We start from the raw sequence: 17,247 nt of genomic DNA, 5'->3' as shown, positions 1-17,247 counted from the left end.
GCGGTCGCTACGGCGGCCGCACTCTGACTTTTCATTGAGCTCGAAGGCTGAGGAGCGGCGACGCATTGACCATCCTGGGTATCGGCTTGGACTTGGTGACCATCTCCGAGTTCGCCGAACAGTTGCAACGGTCCGGAACCACCATGCTCCGGGAGAGTTTCACCGCCGGTGAGCGGCGCTACTGTCAGAGCAAGGGCACCGACCCGGCACGCAGTTACGCGGCGCGCTGGGCGGCCAAAGAGGCAGTGTTGAAGGCTTGGGCGTCTTCGCGTTTCGCGCGCCGCCCGCAGATCGGCGACAACCCATACCCCCTCATCGAGGTGGTCAACGACGCGTGGGGTCGCCCGAGCATCAAACTGCACGGCCTGGCGGCCGAATTCCTGCCCCGCGCAAGGGTTCACCTTTCCCTGACACACGACGGCGACACCGCCGCCGCCATGGTCGTCCTCGAGGATCCGGGCGAACTCGCCGACCTGATCGAAGGTCGCGAGGCGCAATAGCCGACCGATGTTCGAGCCGGGCACCCTGTACGCAGGATGCCCGGCTCGAACGCGGATTGCTGAAAGTTAGCGCTGGCCGCCGGTTCGGGATTCCTTTTCGGCAACCATGAGGTATGCCACCATCAGCCGTTTGAGTTCGGATACCGCTTCGGTGTTGCTCTGGTCGTCTTGCACGGAGAAGTTCAGCATCGAGTAGACGACGTGCACCAGGACTTCGGCCATCATGGTGCGGCGCGCGCGGGGGGTGCGCGGGGTCAGCGGACGCAACATTTGCGAGACGACCTCGGCGAATTCCTTTTCGTGGATCGCGCCGGTGGCTCGGGTGGACGGGGTGGACTGCATTGCCAGCCACACCTCGCGCCGGGACGGGTCGGTCATCCACAGATTCGCCAGATGGTCGACGAACTGGTTCATATGCCGCAGCCAGTCCAATGACGGGATTTCACCGTGGAAATCGGCGAGTTCCTGGGAAACCGCAACCAGGTCTTGACGATTCAGCTCGCAGACGATGACGTATTTGTTGGCGAAGAACTGATACAGCGTGCCGATCGGCACTTCTGCCCGCGCCGCCACCTCTTCACAGGTGAACGATTCGAACCCGACCTCGACGAGCAATTCCCGGGACGCCTGCAAGAGGGCATCGAACTTGCGTTTACTGCGTTCCTGAGTCGGCCTGCGCCGCGGCATGAGCTCCTGCGGGTCGTCCTGCAGGTCCAACGCAGGGTCCAGACGTCGCTGCTTCGACCTGGCCTCCGTGCGTACATCCACGTATCAAGGCTAGCGGTATCGACACATATGCGACACGCGCACCGTATCTGCGCGTTGAGGACTGTCACATTTCATCACCCATCCAAGCCTGGGATGGCACCGAACACATACCGAGCGTGCGTGCATCTCAACGCACGTTTCGTGCCGGGGAATCCAAGGGGCTCAGGGGTTTCGGCAAGCTCGTGAGCTCGGCAATTGCACTGGGAAGGCGTGATCAGTGGGAGCTCGATCTGTGGTAACTCTAGGCGTTTCCACCGAACGCGGCGCCGTTCACGCGGTAGCCCTCGCCGACGGCGGCGAGAAGCTATCCGAGCGGGTGCTGCTGCAGCGGGTGGTGAAAACTCGAGGCGATTCTAAGGCGGACCTGGCGGTTGCGGTCCAGACGGCGATGGACACGCTAGCGGCGGAGCTGGAATCCGAGCGGGATATCGTGGGTGCGGCGGTCACCTACCGCGATGCCGCCGAGCGGCGTGCCATCGTCACCAAATTAGCGTCCGGCCCGTGGCATACTGCCTCGCTGGTATCGGCCAAGTCGGCACATCTGAGTGTGGCCGGGGTCATGACCTGGCTCGATGAATTCGACGATCTGCTCATCTGCGAGGTGGTCCCGGGCCATCAGGCGTTCACGCTGATCGACCGCAAGCGCAGCCGGGTGCTGGCCGCGACCAGTCATTCCGGAAATGCGACCGCCGAGGCGCTCGACGTCGCGGTGTCGGATGCGTGGGACCAGTTCGAAGCCGCAATGGTTCGGCCGGATGCGGTGGTGCCGATCGGATCGGCGGCGGACGGCGCGGTGGTGGCCACGGCGATGGACGGCTTCGGCGCTCCGGTGCTGCCGTGCAAGATCGCGACCTCCGCCTCGGCGGTCGGTGCGGCGCTGTTCGCGATGAGCGACGTGATCGGCGTGAGTGAGCCGGTCGAACGGGTTCGAAGTACGCGCAGTCACACGGCTATGTTCGCCGCCGCAAGTGTGCTAGCGGGCGGACTGGTCGCGGGCGGTTTGTATGTGACAACGCGGACGGGGGCAGTCGTCGCGGACGCGCGGGTCACCGCGGACGCCCGCGTGGTCGACGGTGATACCGGATCGGCGAGCGGCTCGACCGCGGGTTCCGCGGTGCAGCCGAATATCAGCCCGTTCGATCGTCCGGAGGCCCGGCAACCCGCGGCCGCCGGCAACACCACCGACTCGACGGTGACCGGCTTCGATCTGGACAACCTTCCGCAGTACAACGAGCACTGGGGCGCTCTGCCATCCGTATTGGCCGCTCCGGATGCACACGAGCACGGAAACGAGGCCGCCGGATCGCCTCAGCAACTCCCGGGCACCGGAACCCAGGGGCCGACCACCAAAGTCGGTGCTCCGAACGAAGCCATGCTTTTCCCCGGTGAGGAGCCGCCGCCGGCGGCCTTCACCCCCGAGTTCTACCACTGGTGGGACAACCACGTCCGTCTGCTCGTGCAATGGGCGGCCCAGCAGATGCAGCCCACCTAGGAGGCGATCTTCGAGAGGTCCGGTGCCCCAGTGGCTCCGGACCTTTCGTTTCATGCGCCTTCGAGCCGGGCGAAACCCGTTGGGCGCAAGCCGATCTGTGCTGCGGTCTACACCGACAGGTCGCGACGGAGTTTGGCAACGTGTCCGGTGGCGCGGACGTTGTATTGCGCCACTTCGATTTCGCCTTTTTCGTCGACCAGGAATGTGGAGCGGATAACACCGGTGACGGTTTTGCCGTACATGGTCTTCTCGCCGAACGCACCCCATGCGGTGAGGACGGATTTGTCCGGATCCGAGAGCAGCGGGAAGGTGAGCTTTTCGTTGTCGCGGAACTTGGCCAATTTGGCGGGCTTATCAGGCGAGATACCGATGACCTCGATGCCCGCACCCTCGAGCTCGGCGAGGTTGTCGCGGAAATCGCAGGCCTGTTTGGTGCAGCCGGGGGTGCTCGCGGCGGGGTAGAAGTAGACGATCACCTTGCGGCCGCGGTAGTCGGACAGCGACACGTCCTTGCCGTCGGCGTCGGGCAGGGTGAAAGCGGGGGCGGCATCGCCGGGGGAGAGTCGTTGGTTGTCGGTCACCTCTTGCACGGTAATCGAACGCCCCGACAATGCGGCCGCACCGACGCAGCCCGGCTGGCTAGACTCGTCGGCAGCGCGGTTCGCGGCATATTGAATTCAGGAGGATATACGTGGCTAGGGATACCGAGCGGATCGAACGGGAGATCGAGGCCGCACGGACACGGCTCGCGAGCACGCTCGACGAAATCGCCGTACGGGCCGATCCGCAGCGCATCGCCGATGACACCAAGCACATGGTGCTGGCGAAGCTCAACCAGCCGAAGGTGAAGTACAGCCTGATCGGCGCGGCCGCGGTGGTCGTCGGGTTGGTGCTGGTCAAGATCTTCCGCTGAGCCGAAAACGTAGAACACCCGGTGTGGCCAGCCACACCGGGTGTTCTACGTTCAGGACTATCAGACCGTCGGGCAGGCGAACCCGTCGCCGTCCGGATCCAAATGCGGGCCGTAGCCCGGTTCCCCGCGGAACAGCGGTGCCCGACCGGCCGCGCGGGCCTCGTCGCAGTTGGCGAATGCGCCACCGGCCGAGCCGGTCTGGGACATGCCTGCCGAACCGGTCGCGGCCGATCCGGTATCGATGGCGGATGAGCCTGTTCCCGCGGAACCGGTAGGGACGTCGGCCAGGGCTGCGGGCGCCGCTAGGAAGGCGAGTCCCGCGGCGGCAACGCTGACGGTGAGCCGGCGAACGTTCATATATTCCTCTGTTTGTGTGCTGCGGTGGAGTAGCGTCCAGGGGGAGACGCCGCATCCACTGTTGTGACGGGCCGCGTACTTGTCAACCGCGCAGCAAAACAATTAGGGGCATTAGGGGACAACGCCCCTTCGTTCGTTATTCGCCCAAACGCCTACCCGCCAGATGTCCGGCCGGGATATTGCCCATGCGTCCGGCCTGGTAATCCGCCATGGCCTGGATGATTTCGGCGCGGGTGTTCATGACGAACGGACCGTATTGCACCACAGGCTCTTTGATCGGCAGGCCGCCGAGCAGCAGTACCTCCAGGTCGCCGGTTCGGTTGTGTTGCAATGCATCCGCGGCGGCGGTGATCGAGTCGCCGGGGCCGAATACCGCGAGTTGGCCTTCGCTGATCGGCCGGCGCTCGGCGCCAACTGTTCCGCTGCCGGACAGTACGTATGCCATCGCGGTAAACCGTTGCGGCCATGAGGTTTCCAGCTGGCCGCCCGGGGTGATGGAGGCATGTGCGTAGGAGATCGGGGTATAGGTCGAACCCGGACCCTCGAAGCCGCCCATCTCGCCCGCGATGATGCGCACCAGTGCGCCACCGTCGTGCGAACTGACCAGCGTCAACTCACTGCCGCGCAGATCCTGATAGCGCGGTGCGGCCATCTTCTGCGCGCGCGGCAGATTGACCCACAGTTGGATGCCGTGGAACCAGCCGCCCGCGATGACCAATTCCTCGGCGGGCAGTTCATCGTGCAGAATGCCGGAACCGGCCGTCATCCACTGGGTATCGCCCTCGCTGATGACGCCACCGCCGCCATTGGAATCGTGATGGACCATGGTGCCGTCCATGACGTAGGTGACGGTCTCGAAGCCGCGGTGCGGATGCCACGGCGCGCCCTTGGCCTCGTACGGCTCATAGGCGACCGGACCCATCTGGTCGAGCAGGATGAACGGATCGGCCGAGCGCAGATCCATGCTCGGGAACGGCCTGCGCACCTCGAAGCCCGCGCCTTCGCGCTGCTGATGTGCGGTGCTGATGCTGCTCACCTTGCGTTCCCGCGTCGAATCCGTGGGTCGAGGGAGTCGCGGCAGCACCATGATGTCGGGGACGGTGATGGCCGGCATTGGCACCTCCTGAGTAGTTGGTGTCCATGTCAACCAATCGCTGGCTAGGATCATTCCCGTGGTGCGTTGGTTGAGCGATGACGAGCAGCAGACCTGGCAGGCCTTCATCCGGCTGCGCCAGCGCCTGGATGCGGCGCTATCGGCCGGTCTGGCCCAGGACGGCCTGTCCGCCGCCGACTACGAACTCCTGGTGCCGTTGTCGGCCGCACCCGGCGGCTGTCTGCGCGCCAAGGAATTGGCCGCCGAGGTCTGCTGGGAGAAGAGCAGGCTCTCGAAACACTTGGCGCGCATGGCCGCTCGCGGACTGGTCGACCGGCGACCGGCCCAGGACGACGCCAGGGGGATTCTGGTCGAACTCACCCCCGAGGGACGCAAGGTGCTCGAGAAGGCGGCCCCGAACCATGTCGAACTGGTGCGCCGGATCTTCATCGATCCGATGACGCCCGCCGAGGCGCGGGCGCTGCGCGCGCTGGCCGACAAGGTGGTCGTCGAGGCCGAGACCGAGTCCGAACTCGGCTACTGAATCACCACGGGGTGATCGGCGGCTTCACCCACAGCAGCTTCTCGTCGCTGTTATTACGCTGTGCGGCAGGGTGATTCGGATGCCGAGCGGCCCAGGTGTCCTTCTCGTCGAGCAGCTTCGCCACCGTCGTCCACGTCTCGTCGGTGCTCGGCGGATTCGTCTCGGCCGCGCGCGCCAGCTTCCGGCGGACCGCCGCAGGCATGTCCAGCAGTTCCGTTCCGGTGATGCCGCGGTCCCAGATAAAGGTGGCGAGGCGGCGCGCCTTCTCGGCGCGGCTCTTCGACGCATGGTCGGAGTGGGCGTAATCGGTCATGGCGGAATCCGCTCGGTGGTGGTCGGGCCTGGTCGACCATACGACAATGCCTCCCCGCCATCGGGCGGGGAGGCATTGTTCGCGAAGTCGTGGATCAGTACGCCGAGTTGACGTTATCCATCGAGCCGTAGCGGTGGGCCGCGTAGTTGCAGGCCGCGGTGATGTTGGCGACCGGGTCCCAGATGTCCCAGGCGGTGCCTTCGACGTGGTAGGAGTTGAAGGTCGGGTCGATCACCTGGAGCAGACCCTTCGACGGGATACCGGCGGCGGCGTTGGAGTCCCAGAGGTTGATGGCCTGGGGGTTGCCGCCCGATTCGCGCATGATGTTGCGGTAGATGCCGTTGTAGCTACCCGGGATGCCGTTCGCCGCCATGATGTCGAGGGCGTGGTGGATCCAGCCGTCGAGGTTGTCCTCGTAGACCGGGGCCGGGGGCGGCGGCAGGGGCAGGCCGGGGACCGGGGGCAGTTCCGGCAGCGCGGGCAGGCCGGGGACGAGCGGGGCATCGACCGGCGTGGCCGCCGCATCGACCGCCGGCGCGACCGCGGGGGCGACCGCGGGGGCGGGCTGCTCCTCGGCGACCATGGCAATGCGCGACGGAACGCTGTCGTCGGCCAGCGCGACTACGGAGGAGGTGCCGACGGCGATTAGACCGGCCGCGGCCACAGCGAGGGTGACACTGTCACGCAGCGATAGGCGGCGGAAAGAGGTGAGGCGTTTGTCGAGCATTTCGAAATCAGTTCCTTGATCGTGTCCAGAGAGGGGATCCGGCCCGGTTGAGGCAGCGCGGATCTCCGACGGGGCACCCGGTGGGAAGGCCCGCCTGAATCGGTTCCGTATGCTGTTTTCGGGTTTTGTTGTGAAGGCCAGGCGAGCCCTGGCGCGCGACGCGGTGTAAGCCACCCGGGGTCGGTTCCCGGCGGGTGCCGCTGTCGAGCGGGGAGATTGCGGACGTGGTGCCGCTGATATCTCCGGCGACCGCGGCGGGTGAAACTCGTCTGCCGTTGCGGTCGTTTTCCGACTGTGTGTGGATCGCTCCACGGTGTAACCAAACTGTAGGTCTGTTTGCGACCTGATCTCAGCTTGGTCACGGTCGGTTAACGCAACATGAACGGATAATGAATGGCAGGGGTTGCCGATCTTGGAAAGCCCAGGTCGGGCTTCTCGAAACCCCATTTATGCTGGGAGTTTGCTGTCAAACCTTATGTGACGCAGCTCACTGAATTTTCAGGGTAACGCAGGCCACTTTGTCTCGATTTGGTCACCAAGAGGCCGGACGGACCCTTCCGGGGGCCACCACGCGGGTCAAACTGTTACGCAATTGGGCCACCGCGGAATCACCCAAAACGGACGCCCACTGGTCGGCGAATTCGGCCGCCGCGGCATCGGCCGCGCGCGTGCAGGCCCACCCCTTCGCGGTCATTGTGATCAACCGTGCGCGCGCGTCGTCCGGGTGTGCGTTGCGCTCGGCGTAACCCTTGCGCACGAGTTCGTCCACCAACTGACTGGCCGCCTGTTTGGTCACGCCCAGGTGTTCGGCCAACTCGCCGACCGTCGCCCCGTTCGGTGACAGCCGCACGAAGGCGAACCCGTGCGTCGGCCGCACATCGGCGAACCCGGCCGCGACAACCCCGGCGTGAATGGCGTCGGTGGCAGCCGCTCCTGCGGCGAGTAGCAGCAGCGCGAGATCCTGGCCGGGCCGCAGGGTCGAAGCGGGTTTCGGATTCGACATGACTGCCATCTTGACACGGATAGGCAAGTTGCTTGACTATATAGTCAAGCTGCTTGACCAAATGAAGGAGTTAAGACATGCCAGTAACCCGCGCCGCCGATGCCGAAGTCCACGAAATGCACGGCACCCGATTCACCTCCTACATCCGTCCCGGGACCGGCAGCGCCGAACTCTGTGTCTGGCAGATCCAGGTGTCGGCCGAGACGGAAGGCGTGCCGCACAAGGTGTTGCGCGAGGAGGCGTTCGTGGTGATCCAGGGAGCGGTGACGATCACGATCGATGGCCGGGCGGAGGCGCTGGTGGCCGGTGACGCCGCGGTGGCGCCCGCGAATTCGCTGATCGCCCTGACGAATTCGGCCGCCGAGCCGGCCGTGCTCGTCGTGACCGTCCCGGTCGGATTCCAGGGTGAACTGCTCGACGGAACCGTCATCAACCCGCCCTGGGTCGGCTGAGCCGCGCCGCTCCCGCGTGGCGGACGGGGTGACGAACAACACTCCCGGCGCCACCGCTTCGATGGCCGTGCGCAGCTGGATTGATGAAACGAAAAATCCCCCGCCGGAGGTTCGGCCTCCGGCGGGGGATTTTGCTGTTGTGCGCCATCAGGGACTCGAACCCCGAACCCGCTGATTAAGAGTCAGCTGCTCTGCCAATTGAGCTAATGGCGCGTGTCTTGCTGCGCTCCGTGTTCCGGTGCGGGACAAACATTAACAGGCCGAGTGCCCAGAAGTGAAATCGGTTTCTGACCGGGGGCGATGGAGAGTTCGCGATGGGTGTTAACGCCCGGCGGGGTGCGGATGATCTAACCGATGGAACTCGCCTGTGGCGGAGTGATTTTCCATTGGACCGGACCCGTTGCGCTGGCAGAATGTCTGGAGCGTGGTCCGGACCAAACTCCGTGGCGTTGCGGGAGGAGCGTGGTCGGGTTGGATCCGAAGCCGTCGGTGCCCTGGCTGCATCGGGACTTGAAACGGGGTTGGTAATGAACGTTGGTCAGGGTCGACATCGGTCGATGAGAAAGATCACGGGACCGGTAGTCGTATGCGCGGTGTTGGCGCTGGCCTTGACGGCGTGTTCGTCGTCCAACGCCACCGACGCCTCGACAGTGGCTATCGACCGTAATCCGATCACCGAACTGATGAAGCCCAAGCTGTTGTCGCCGGTCAAGGACGGTGACATGGGAGTTTCGCCGGGCGTGCCGCTGACCTTCAAGGTCGACGACGGCAAGTTCACCACCGTGACATTGACCAGCCCGCAGGGTGTTCCGGTCGCCGGCAAGCTGGCCGCGGACGGCCGGGCCTGGGAGAACACCGAGGTACTCGGCTACGGCAAGACCTACAAGCTGAAGGCCGACGCAATCGGTCTCGGCGGCGCGAACTCCACGGTATTGAGTTTCACCACCAGCTCCCCGGACAGCCAGACCAAGCCCTATCTGCTGCCGGGCGAAGGCGAAGTGGTCGGCATCGGCCAGCCGGTGGCCGTGCAGTTCGACGAGAACATCCCCGACCGCATGGCCGCGCAAAAGGCGATCAAGATCACCACCGAGCCGCCGGTCGAGGGCGCCTTCTACTGGGTGAACAAGCGCGAGGTCCGGTGGCGGCCGGAGCATTTCTGGGCGCCGGGCACCAAGGTCACCATCGATGTGAACGTCTACGGCCGTGATCTCGGCAGCGGGCTGTTCGGCCAGGACAATATCCACTCGTTCTTCACCGTGGGCGACCCGACGATCTTCACCGCGGACGACAACACCAAGCAGGTGACGGTGGAGATGAACGGTCAGGTGGTGCGGACCATGCCCACCTCGATGGGTAAGGACAGCACCCCCACCGACAACGGCATCTACATCGTCGGCGACCGATTCGACCGCATCATCATGGACTCCTCGACCTACGGTGTCGCGGTGAGTTCGCCGAACGGCTACAAGACGCCGGTCGACTACGCGACCCGACTTTCCTACTCCGGCATCTTCTTTCATTCCGCGCCCTGGTCGGTCGGTGCGCAGGGCTCCTCGAATACCAGCCACGGCTGCCTGAACCTGAGCCCCGCGAACGCGCTGTGGGTTTTGCAGAACGCCAAGCGCGGCGACATCACCATCGTCAAGAACACCGTGGGCGGCACGCTTTCGGGCGTCGACGGACTCGGTGACTGGAACATTCCCTGGGCGGAGTGGAAGGCGGGCAACGCCGACAATCGCTAGGCAATCGCCTACGCGCAACTGAGCGTCGCCCCGACGGCGCTCCCGAGCGCGGCGCACAGCAGCGGCCCGCCGAACAGCAGATTCTCGAAGCCGGACATCGCGGCGCCGGCCGAGCCGGTGCCCGAGGAGCCGGTGGTGGTGACACCACCGGCGGAGCCGGTAGTGGTCGAGCTCGAACCCGTACTGGATCCGGTGCCCGGTTCGACCACGATATCCGCGGTCGCGGTACCGGTGGCGCCGGCGAGCAGGGTTGTGCCGACGAGAGCTGCGATTACCGCCGAACGCATCACGAACCTGGTGTCTTTCTGATCGGTCGGGGTGGCGTCCCGGTGACACCGCCCCTGATGCCCGCAGTCTACGGAGTGAAACAGTTATATGTCAGATAATCGTGATGGTAAGCGGCTAGCGACAAGCGCTGATATGCCAAGCTGTGAAGGTGCGGCTCGAGGGCGTTGAGCTGCGTCGGCTGGGCCTGCCGCTACGCAGCCCTTTTCGGACCTCGTTCGGGGTCGAATTGTGGCGTGACATTCTCCTGCTGCGGGTCGTTGCCTCGGACGCCGAGGGCTGGGGCGAGTGCGTGGCCCTGCCGTCTCCGAGTTTTTCCTCCGAGTACATCGATGGTGCCGCCGACGTCATCCGCCGGTTTCTGTTGCCTGCGCTGGCCGGCCGCGATCTCACCCCGGAAGATGTAGCGCCCACGCTTGCGCGGTTTCGTGGTCATCGAATGGCCAAGGCCGCGTTGGAGATGGCGATCCTCGATGCCTGGCTGCGGTCCCGACGACGGTCTTACGCCGGATATCTCGGCGCGACCCGCACCTCGGTTGCCGCGGGTGTCTCGATCGGGATCATGGACGAGATACCCGAACTGCTGGATACCGTCACGGAATATCTGGAACAGGGCTACCAGCGGATCAAGCTGAAGATCGAGCCAGGATGGGATATCGCGCCGGTGCGGGCGGTACGGGAGCGCTTCGGCGCCGCTCTCGAGCTACAGGTCGACGCGAACGGCGCCTATACATCGGCCGATGCGGACCACCTTGCCGGTCTCGACGAGTTCGAACTGGAAATGCTGGAACAGCCTCTTGCCGAGGACCGCTGTCGCGATCACGTGATGCTCGCCCGTCGCTTGCGTACACCGATCTGCCTGGACGAATCGATTCTTTCGGCCCGGGGCGCCGCCGACGCGATCGAGGTGGGGGCGTGCTCGGTGGTGAATATCAAAGCCGGACGAGTCGGCGGCTATCTCGAGGCCCGCTCGACGCACGATGTCTGTGCGGCGCACGGCGCACCGGCATTTTGCGGTGGAATGCTGGAAACCGGGCTCGGTCAGGCGGCGAATCTGGCGGTAGCGGCGCTACCCGGTTGTACGTTGCCCGCGGATATCGTGGCCTCGGATCGCTCTTACGAACGAGACATCATCGAACCGCTGCGGCTGGAAGCCGGATACATCCCCGTGCCTGACGGGCACGGCCTCGGTGTAGACCCGTTGCCGGATGTGCTGAAGGCGGCAACGACGAGCAAGGAATGGTTGTCGCCGACATGAATCGCAGCGAACTCGGGATCATCTGTGCGATCGGCGGCGCGGGTACCGCCGTCGGTCTCGCGCTCGGCACCGCGCTGCTGGACTGGCCGATGGCCCTGGAGACGCTATGCCTCGAGTAGACAACGGGCCAGGTTGGAGCAAGTATGCTCCGACCTGGCCCGCTTCGGGTGGCTGACGGGACTCGAACCCGCGACACCCAGGATCACAACCTGGTGCTCTACCAGCTGAACTACAGCCACCATCGCCGGTTACTACCGGCGCGGTCGATATTAGCGTGTTGACCCCGTGAGTCCCTAATCGGTTTCTGACGTGGCGTTTTGCCCACCCGATTCGCGGGCTGCGGCGGCGGCCCCGCTCAGCTCGTTCGCTATGGCGGTGATCTCTGTGGTCGACGGGCCGGGGGCGGCGACGAAGGCCGTGCGTCGGTAGTACTCGAGCTCGCGGATGGATTCCTTGATGTCGGCCAGGGCGCGGTGCGTCAGGCCCTTCTCCGGCTGGCCGAAGTAGATGCGCGGGTACCAGCGGCGGCACAGCTCCTTGATGGAACTCACATCGATCATCCGGTAGTGCAGATGCGCATCGAGTGCGGGCATATCGCGGGCGATGAAGCCGCGGTCGGTTGCGATGGAATTGCCGGCCAGTGGGACCGTGCCCGCGGTCGGGGCGTATTCGCGGATGTAGTCGAGTACCTGCTTTTCGGCATCGGCGAGTGTGACCGTGGAGCGGCGCACTTCCTCGGTCAGGCCCGAACGTGCGTGCATATCGGCGACCACCTGCGGCATGGCGGCCAGGGCCGCGTCGTCGGCGTGGATGACGATATCCACGCCGTCACCGAGAACATTGAGGTCGCTGTCGGTCACGAGCGCGGCCACCTCGATCAGCTTGTCGCTGTCGAGGCGCAGGCCGGTCATCTCACAATCCATCCACACCACGTATTTGTCGGACACCCCGGCAACATTAGCTGTATTTATCGGCGATGCCTTCGGCATCGCGTGTTCGCGGCCCCCGGATGTCTCGCTTCGCTCGAAACCGGAGGTTGTGCCCGTGCTGGTTGCTCAGGAGGGCACGTCACCACTGAGTTGAGCCGTCTCGAGGGGAGCAGCGGCGATAGAGTTTGCGGGAGATCGGCGTATGCGTTTTCGGCACGACAGCTAACACTGCGGACCAGACGGAGGACGCGATGAACGCAGGATCGCGAAGCGATTCGATGGGGGGTGGCGGTCGGGCGACGGGTGGGCCGACCCCTCAGGAGAAGGCGGCCGCGGCACGGAAGGCAGCCGAGGAGGCAGCGCGCGTGGCCGCGGAAGCCGCCGCTGCCGCGGAAGCCGCCGAGCGCGAGTTGGCCGAGCAGGAGGCGGCGGCCGCGAGCGCGGATCCGAATGCGGCGCCTGCGGTGGGACAGGCCGAGGCGGCGCAATCCAAGGCCGCCGCGACGGCGGAGACCGCGGTTGCCAGCGCTGCCGCGGTGGAATCCGCACAGTTGGCGGCGACCAAGACCGCGCAGGCCGCGCAGCAGTCGGTGGCGCAGCAGATCGCCGCCGGATACGCGTTCGACGGAGCAGCGCTGGAATTGGGCACGGTCGTCGTGGACGGCGCCGTGGACTCGACTGCGCACGTGCGAATTCCGATGCGCACCATGAATCGGCACGGGCTGGTCGCCGGTGCGACCGGCACCGGCAAGACGAAAACATTGCAGGGCATCGCCGAACAGCTTTCGCGGGCCGGGGTTCCGGTGGTACTCGCCGATATCAAGGGCGACCTGTCGGGGCTCGCACAGCAGGGGCAGGCCGATGAAAAGCTCAGCGCCAGGGCCGCCGAGACGGGTGTACCGGACTGGGCGCCGGCCGGTTATCCGACCGAATTCGTCTCGCTCGGCACCGGCGGTGTCGGGGTGCCGATCCGTGCGACCATCACCGCATTCGGCCCGGTGCTGCTCAGTAAGGTGTTGGAGCTCAACGAAACTCAGGAGTCGACGCTCGGGCTGATTTTCCACTGGGCGGATAAGGCGGGTCTCGGTCTGCTGGATCTGAAGGACCTGCGCGCGGTCATCACCCATCTCACGAGTCCGGAGGGCAAGGAGGATCTCAAAGGCATCGGCGGGGTTTCGGCGGCCACCGCGGGGGTGATCCTGCGCGCGCTGGTGAATCTCGAGGCCGATGGCGGCGACACCTTCTTCGGTGAGCCCGAACTGGATCCGGCCGATCTGCTGCGCACCGCGGGCGGTCAGGGCGTGATCACGCTGTTCGAGCTCGGTGCGCAGGCGGCGCGGCCGGTGATGTTCTCGACCTTCCTGATGTGGGTACTCGCCGATCTGTTCCAGACGCTGCCCGAGGTCGGTGATGTCGAAAAGCCCAAGCTGGTCTTCATTTTCGACGAGGCGCACCTGTTGTTCGCGGATGCCTCGAAGGCTTTCCTGGAGCAGGTGGAGCAGACGGTCAAGCTGATCCGGTCCAAGGGTGTCGGCGTTTTCTTCTGCACCCAGCTGCCCACCGATATCCCGAATCCGGTCCTGTCCCAACTGGGTGCGCGCATTCAGCACGCGCTGCGAGCCTTCACGCCCGACGATCAGAAGGCGCTGTCCAAGACGGTGCGCACCTATCCGAAGACCGGCGTCTACGACCTGGAGCAGGCGCTCACCTCGCTGGGCACCGGGGAGGCGATCGTGACGGTGCTCTCCGAGAAGGGCGCGCCGACGCCCGTGGCGTGGACCAGGATTCAGCCGCCGCGCTCGCTGATGGATACCATCGGGGAGGATCAGATCAAGTCGCGGGCGCTGTCCAGCGCGCTGGCCGCCAAATACGGCCAGACCATCGATCGTGAGTCGGCCTACGAGGTCATGGCCGCGAAAGTTACTGCGGCACAACAGGAACCGGAGGCGGCTCCGGCTCCGGGGCGCTCGAAGGCCGCCCCCGAGGAGGAATCCGCCGCCGAGCGCATCATGAGGAATCCGGCGGTGAAGAGCTTCCTGCGTTCGGCCGCGACCGCCGCGGGCCGCGAGATCAGCCGCAGCATTTTCGGCACCCGCAAGCGCTGAGCGCGAGTACCGACCCCGAGCCGGGCCGGGCGGTGCTGGTCTGCGGACCAACGAGAGGGTGGCGGGAACAGCGGCTCGAGCTGCGTCATCTCGGGGTGCTCGGCTGTCTGGCCGAGGTGGGGCCGCTCAGTCAGCGCGCGTTGGTCGACCGGCTGCAGCTGGACAAGTCATCGATGGTCTACATCATCAGCGAGCTGGAGCGGCGGGGGCTGGCCGAACGGCATAAGGACGAGCGGGCTCGGCGCAGCTATGCCGTGCATCTGATGCCGAGCGGACGGGATCGGCTCGATGCCGCCAGTCGCACCGCCGATGTGGCGGTGGTCGAATTGCTCGCGCCGTTCTCGACGGTCGAACGCCGACAGTTGCACGAACTGCTCTGCCGGTTCATCGAGCACGCTGCTGGACAGGCCTGAGATCGGCCCGTCAGTTGCCGATATCGCGGGCGAGTAGATCGGCGGTGGTTTCGCGGCGGATCAGCTGGCGGGCGCGTCCGTCGCGTACCGCGATGACCGGTGGCCGACCGACGCTGTTGTAGGACGAGGCGAGGCTGTGGTGGTAGGCGCCGGTGCACGGCACCGCGAGCACCTCGCCGGGGCGCAGGTCGGCCGGGAGCCGGATATCGGTGGCCAGCACATCGCCCGCCTCGCAGTAGCGACCGGCCACCGTTGCGGTCATCTGTGGGCCGCAGGGATGGCGATTGGCAACGACCACTTCGTAATTCGCGCCGTACAGCGTGACGCGGGCGTTATCGCCCATGCCACCGTCGACGGTGACGTAGGTCCGTCCGCCATCGATATGCTTGACCGACAGTACGCGGTACAGCGTCACGCCTGCGCGCGCGACGATGGCGCGACCCGGCTCCATGGCGATATTCGGGCGCGGGAAGTGGTTCCGCGCGCAGGCCGCGTCCAGGGCGTCGTCGATGATGTCGGCGAGTTCGGCCAGACTCATCTCGGCGTCCCCGCTGCGGTAGGCGACCGCATGTCCGCCGCCGAGGTCGAGATCGGTGAGGATGCGGTCGTGATCCGCACGGACCCTTGCCATTTCGCCGATCATCCGGCGCACCGCCTCGCCGTAGTGGTCCGGATCGTAGATCTGCGAACCGAGGTGGCAGTGCAAGCCGATCAGCTCGAGGTTCGGCTGGCGCACAATGCGTTCGACCGCCTCGGCGGCCATATCGCTGCCGATCGGGAAGCCGAATTTCTGGTCCAGCACACCGGTTTTCACGGCCGGATGCCCGTGCACATCGATGCTGGGCGACAGTCGGAGCAGGACCTGCTGTGGTCGGGTGGCCAGTGCGGAGAGCAGGGTGATCTCGGTCATCGAATCGATCACGATCCGGCCGACACCGCTTTGCACCGCGGCGTCGAGTTCGTCGAAGGATTTGCCATTGCCGTGCAACACGATTCGCTTCGGGTCGACACCTGCCGCGATGGCGATGGCGAGCTCGCCCGCTGAGCATACGTCGACCGAAAGTCCTTCCTGGGTAACCCATTCCGCGACCGCGCGGATCATCAACGCCTTGCCCGCATAGATGATCTCGGCCTCAGGGAAGGCCTTCTTGTAGGCGCGGCAGCGGGTGCGGACCTCGTGCTCGTCGAGCACATAGGTGGCGGTGCCGTACTGGTCGGCGATATCGGCGAGGGCGACCCCGCCGAGGGTGATTCGGCCGTCGTCGTCGTAGTGGGTGTCTTGCGGCCAGACCGCGGAGTCGAGGCGCGAAGGCATTCCCGACCGCAGCGACGGGAAGATCTCGAGCAGCGTCACGTAGTTCTCCTGGGTGTGCCCCCGCTTTCTCGGCATGCGGGGCCGATATCAGGACTACGCCGGTTCGTACTGCTCAGGGGCGATGCTGACGGATCCTTGACGCACCTGAAACAATTCCTGACGGGTTGCTGATCGGCACCCCGCGCTCGCGCTGAGCTGGGCCGATGACGGCGGACCTGCTGCTCAGCCGCCGAGCTTCTTGTAGAACGCACCGGCGACCGGGGCGGTAAGGGCGCGGGGGCCGTATTGGCCTGCGACGCTCATGCCCTTGCTGATCAGGCCGGGGACCACGCGCATCTTGTTGCGGGCCAGGGCGTCGATGGAGATCTTGGCCGTGTATTCGGAGGTGACCCACATGAAGTCGGGCACCATGCGGTCGACGATGGAGGCCTGGGCCGGATCGGGGGTTTCGGTGCGGACCGGACCCGGAGCGAGCAGGGTGACGTGCACGCCGGAGCCCTTCAATTCGCCGCGCAGCGATTCGGAGAAGGTATTGGCGAACGCCTTGCTCGCCGCATAGGTGGCATTATTCGGAATCGGCATATTGCCCGCCGCCGAACCGCTGATCAGGATGCCACCGCCACCCCTGGCGATCATGCCGGGCAGCACGGCCAAGGTGAGATCGTGCACCGCAACGGCATTGAGTTCCATCTGGTCGCGCTCATACGCCGGATCCAATTCGGCGACCGCACCGAAGGTCGCGATGCCCGCGTTGTTGCACAGGATCGAGATATCGCGGGCCGCCAACTCCTCGACCAGCGCCGCCCGCGCCGTCCGATCGGCCAGATCGACTGCCCGCACCTCCGCGGTAATTCCGTGCGCCAACGTCAACCGCTGCGCAAGCTCGGTCAACACCTCCCCGCGCCGCGCAACCAGGATCAACGAATACCCGCGAGCAGCAAGCTCAGCAGCAAGCGCCGTCCCGATACCAGAAGAGGCACCAGTAACGACCGCACGATTCTCAGAGGTAGCAGAGGGCAAACTCACGACAGGAGCCTA

21 protein-coding genes and 2 tRNA genes are annotated in these 17,247 nt (G+C 65.5%); 10 read left to right on the top strand and 13 right to left on the bottom strand.

The annotated features are described in order from the left end of the window. Nucleotides 1-65 precede the first annotated feature (65 nt). On the top strand, nt 66-500 hold the full coding sequence (gene acpS / locus ACQPYR_RS35820) for a holo-ACP synthase AcpS (RefSeq protein WP_040687506.1): 435 nt from the start codon (nt 66-68) through the stop codon (nt 498-500). 66 nt (nt 501-566) lie between these two features. Here acpS and ACQPYR_RS35815 read toward each other — a convergent pair whose 3' ends face one another. After that, a complete protein-coding gene (locus tag ACQPYR_RS35815) occupies nt 567-1,187 on the bottom strand; it encodes a TetR/AcrR family transcriptional regulator (RefSeq protein WP_245721387.1) in 621 nt (206 codons plus the stop codon). A gap of 313 nt (nt 1,188-1,500) precedes the next feature. Here ACQPYR_RS35815 and ACQPYR_RS35810 point away from each other — a divergent pair, with 313 nt between their 5' ends. Beyond that, the gene (locus ACQPYR_RS35810; RefSeq protein ID WP_433623480.1) at nt 1,501-2,760 is read left to right on the top strand and encodes a hypothetical protein; all 1,260 of its coding nucleotides are present in this window, start codon (nt 1,501-1,503) and stop codon (nt 2,758-2,760) included. A gap of 107 nt (nt 2,761-2,867) precedes the next feature. Here ACQPYR_RS35810 and bcp read toward each other — a convergent pair whose 3' ends face one another. Further along, the gene (gene bcp, locus ACQPYR_RS35805; protein ID WP_433623478.1) at nt 2,868-3,341 is read right to left on the bottom strand and encodes a thioredoxin-dependent thiol peroxidase; all 474 of its coding nucleotides are present in this window, start codon (nt 3,339-3,341) and stop codon (nt 2,868-2,870) included. Between the two features lie 110 nt (nt 3,342-3,451). On the opposite strand from bcp, the gene ACQPYR_RS35800 reads away from it, so the two are divergent. Continuing rightward, nucleotides 3,452-3,673 carry a DUF3618 domain-containing protein gene (locus tag ACQPYR_RS35800; RefSeq protein ID WP_040687513.1) on the top strand — a complete coding sequence of 74 codons (222 nt, stop codon included), beginning with the start codon at nt 3,452-3,454 and terminating at the stop codon, nt 3,671-3,673. Nucleotides 3,674-3,733: 60 nt separating this feature from the next. Here ACQPYR_RS35800 and ACQPYR_RS35795 read toward each other — a convergent pair whose 3' ends face one another. Together ACQPYR_RS35795 and ACQPYR_RS35790 are read right to left on the bottom strand one after the other, a co-directional pair. Then, entirely contained in the window at nt 3,734-4,030 is a 297-nt protein-coding gene (locus tag ACQPYR_RS35795; RefSeq protein WP_040687515.1) for an excalibur calcium-binding domain-containing protein, read from the bottom strand. A gap of 136 nt (nt 4,031-4,166) precedes the next feature. After that, the gene (locus ACQPYR_RS35790; RefSeq protein WP_433623475.1) at nt 4,167-5,144 is read right to left on the bottom strand and encodes a pirin family protein; all 978 of its coding nucleotides are present in this window, start codon (nt 5,142-5,144) and stop codon (nt 4,167-4,169) included. A gap of 58 nt (nt 5,145-5,202) precedes the next feature. Between ACQPYR_RS35790 and ACQPYR_RS35785 the strand changes: the two genes are divergently transcribed. Continuing rightward, the gene (locus ACQPYR_RS35785; protein ID WP_433623473.1) at nt 5,203-5,667 is read left to right on the top strand and encodes a MarR family winged helix-turn-helix transcriptional regulator; all 465 of its coding nucleotides are present in this window, start codon (nt 5,203-5,205) and stop codon (nt 5,665-5,667) included. Nucleotide 5,668: 1 nt separating this feature from the next. Here the strand turns inward: ACQPYR_RS35785 and ACQPYR_RS35780 are convergent, their stop codons facing one another. The 3 genes from ACQPYR_RS35780 to ACQPYR_RS35770 all read right to left on the bottom strand — a co-directional run bounded on the left by ACQPYR_RS35780 (nt 5,669) and on the right by ACQPYR_RS35770 (nt 7,710). Next, on the bottom strand, nt 5,669-5,980 hold the full coding sequence (locus ACQPYR_RS35780; protein ID WP_040687518.1) for a hypothetical protein: 312 nt from the start codon (nt 5,978-5,980) through the stop codon (nt 5,669-5,671). Nucleotides 5,981-6,074: 94 nt separating this feature from the next. Continuing rightward, nucleotides 6,075-6,707 (bottom strand): transglycosylase SLT domain-containing protein, encoded by a 633-nt coding sequence (locus ACQPYR_RS35775; RefSeq protein WP_433623471.1) that lies wholly within the window; start codon nt 6,705-6,707, stop codon nt 6,075-6,077. A 532-nt stretch (nt 6,708-7,239) separates the two neighbouring features. Further along, nucleotides 7,240-7,710, bottom strand: a complete 471-nt coding sequence (locus ACQPYR_RS35770; protein WP_433623469.1) for a MarR family winged helix-turn-helix transcriptional regulator — start codon at nt 7,708-7,710, stop codon at nt 7,240-7,242. A 77-nt stretch (nt 7,711-7,787) separates the two neighbouring features. Between ACQPYR_RS35770 and ACQPYR_RS35765 the strand changes: the two genes are divergently transcribed. After that, entirely contained in the window at nt 7,788-8,162 is a 375-nt protein-coding gene (locus ACQPYR_RS35765; RefSeq protein WP_433623467.1) for a cupin domain-containing protein, read from the top strand. A 140-nt stretch (nt 8,163-8,302) separates the two neighbouring features. On the opposite strand, the gene ACQPYR_RS35760 is transcribed toward ACQPYR_RS35765, so the two are convergent. Then, a tRNA-Lys gene (locus tag ACQPYR_RS35760) sits at nt 8,303-8,375 on the bottom strand. Between the two features lie 314 nt (nt 8,376-8,689). Between ACQPYR_RS35760 and ACQPYR_RS35755 the strand changes: the two genes are divergently transcribed. Then, a complete protein-coding gene (locus tag ACQPYR_RS35755) occupies nt 8,690-9,904 on the top strand; it encodes a L,D-transpeptidase (protein WP_433623465.1) in 1,215 nt (404 codons plus the stop codon). Nucleotides 9,905-9,912: 8 nt separating this feature from the next. On the opposite strand, the gene ACQPYR_RS35750 is transcribed toward ACQPYR_RS35755, so the two are convergent. Beyond that, nucleotides 9,913-10,191 carry a hypothetical protein gene (locus ACQPYR_RS35750; RefSeq protein ID WP_433623463.1) on the bottom strand — a complete coding sequence of 93 codons (279 nt, stop codon included), beginning with the start codon at nt 10,189-10,191 and terminating at the stop codon, nt 9,913-9,915. A 143-nt stretch (nt 10,192-10,334) separates the two neighbouring features. On the opposite strand from ACQPYR_RS35750, the gene menC reads away from it, so the two are divergent. Continuing rightward, nucleotides 10,335-11,447 carry an o-succinylbenzoate synthase gene (menC, locus tag ACQPYR_RS35745; RefSeq protein WP_433623461.1) on the top strand — a complete coding sequence of 371 codons (1,113 nt, stop codon included), beginning with the start codon at nt 10,335-10,337 and terminating at the stop codon, nt 11,445-11,447. Beyond that, nucleotides 11,444-11,566, top strand: coding sequence for a hypothetical protein (locus ACQPYR_RS35740; protein ID WP_433623459.1), 123 nt, complete (start codon nt 11,444-11,446; stop codon nt 11,564-11,566). The genes menC and ACQPYR_RS35740 overlap by 4 nt, the downstream gene beginning before the upstream one ends. 47 nt (nt 11,567-11,613) lie before the next feature. Here ACQPYR_RS35740 and ACQPYR_RS35735 read toward each other — a convergent pair. Both ACQPYR_RS35735 and orn read right to left on the bottom strand, forming a co-directional pair. Continuing rightward, nucleotides 11,614-11,686: transfer RNA gene (locus tag ACQPYR_RS35735), tRNA-His, on the bottom strand. A 54-nt stretch (nt 11,687-11,740) separates the two neighbouring features. Further along, nucleotides 11,741-12,394: an oligoribonuclease gene (orn, locus tag ACQPYR_RS35730; protein WP_433623457.1), complete on the bottom strand. Its 654-nt coding sequence runs from the start codon at nt 12,392-12,394 to the stop codon at nt 11,741-11,743. A 260-nt stretch (nt 12,395-12,654) separates the two neighbouring features. Here orn and ACQPYR_RS35725 point away from each other — a divergent pair, with 260 nt between their 5' ends. Beyond that, a complete protein-coding gene (locus tag ACQPYR_RS35725) occupies nt 12,655-14,481 on the top strand; it encodes a helicase HerA-like domain-containing protein (protein ID WP_433635331.1) in 1,827 nt (608 codons plus the stop codon). Between the two features lie 32 nt (nt 14,482-14,513). Next, on the top strand, nt 14,514-14,894 hold the full coding sequence (locus tag ACQPYR_RS35720) for a MarR family winged helix-turn-helix transcriptional regulator (RefSeq protein WP_433623455.1): 381 nt from the start codon (nt 14,514-14,516) through the stop codon (nt 14,892-14,894). 10 nt (nt 14,895-14,904) lie between these two features. On the opposite strand, the gene lysA is transcribed toward ACQPYR_RS35720, so the two are convergent. Together lysA and cmrA are read right to left on the bottom strand one after the other, a co-directional pair. Next, nucleotides 14,905-16,248 carry a diaminopimelate decarboxylase gene (gene lysA, locus ACQPYR_RS35715; protein WP_433635330.1) on the bottom strand — a complete coding sequence of 448 codons (1,344 nt, stop codon included), beginning with the start codon at nt 16,246-16,248 and terminating at the stop codon, nt 14,905-14,907. Between the two features lie 183 nt (nt 16,249-16,431). Beyond that, nucleotides 16,432-17,235 (bottom strand): mycolate reductase, encoded by an 804-nt coding sequence (gene cmrA, locus ACQPYR_RS35710; protein WP_433623453.1) that lies wholly within the window; start codon nt 17,233-17,235, stop codon nt 16,432-16,434. Between the last annotated feature and the right edge of the window lie 12 nt (nt 17,236-17,247).

The organism is Nocardia sp. CA-120079 (assembly GCF_050955745.1).
In the GTDB taxonomy this organism is placed as follows: domain Bacteria; phylum Actinomycetota; class Actinomycetes; order Mycobacteriales; family Mycobacteriaceae; genus Nocardia.
This window is presented reverse-complemented; position numbering and strand designations above follow the sequence as displayed.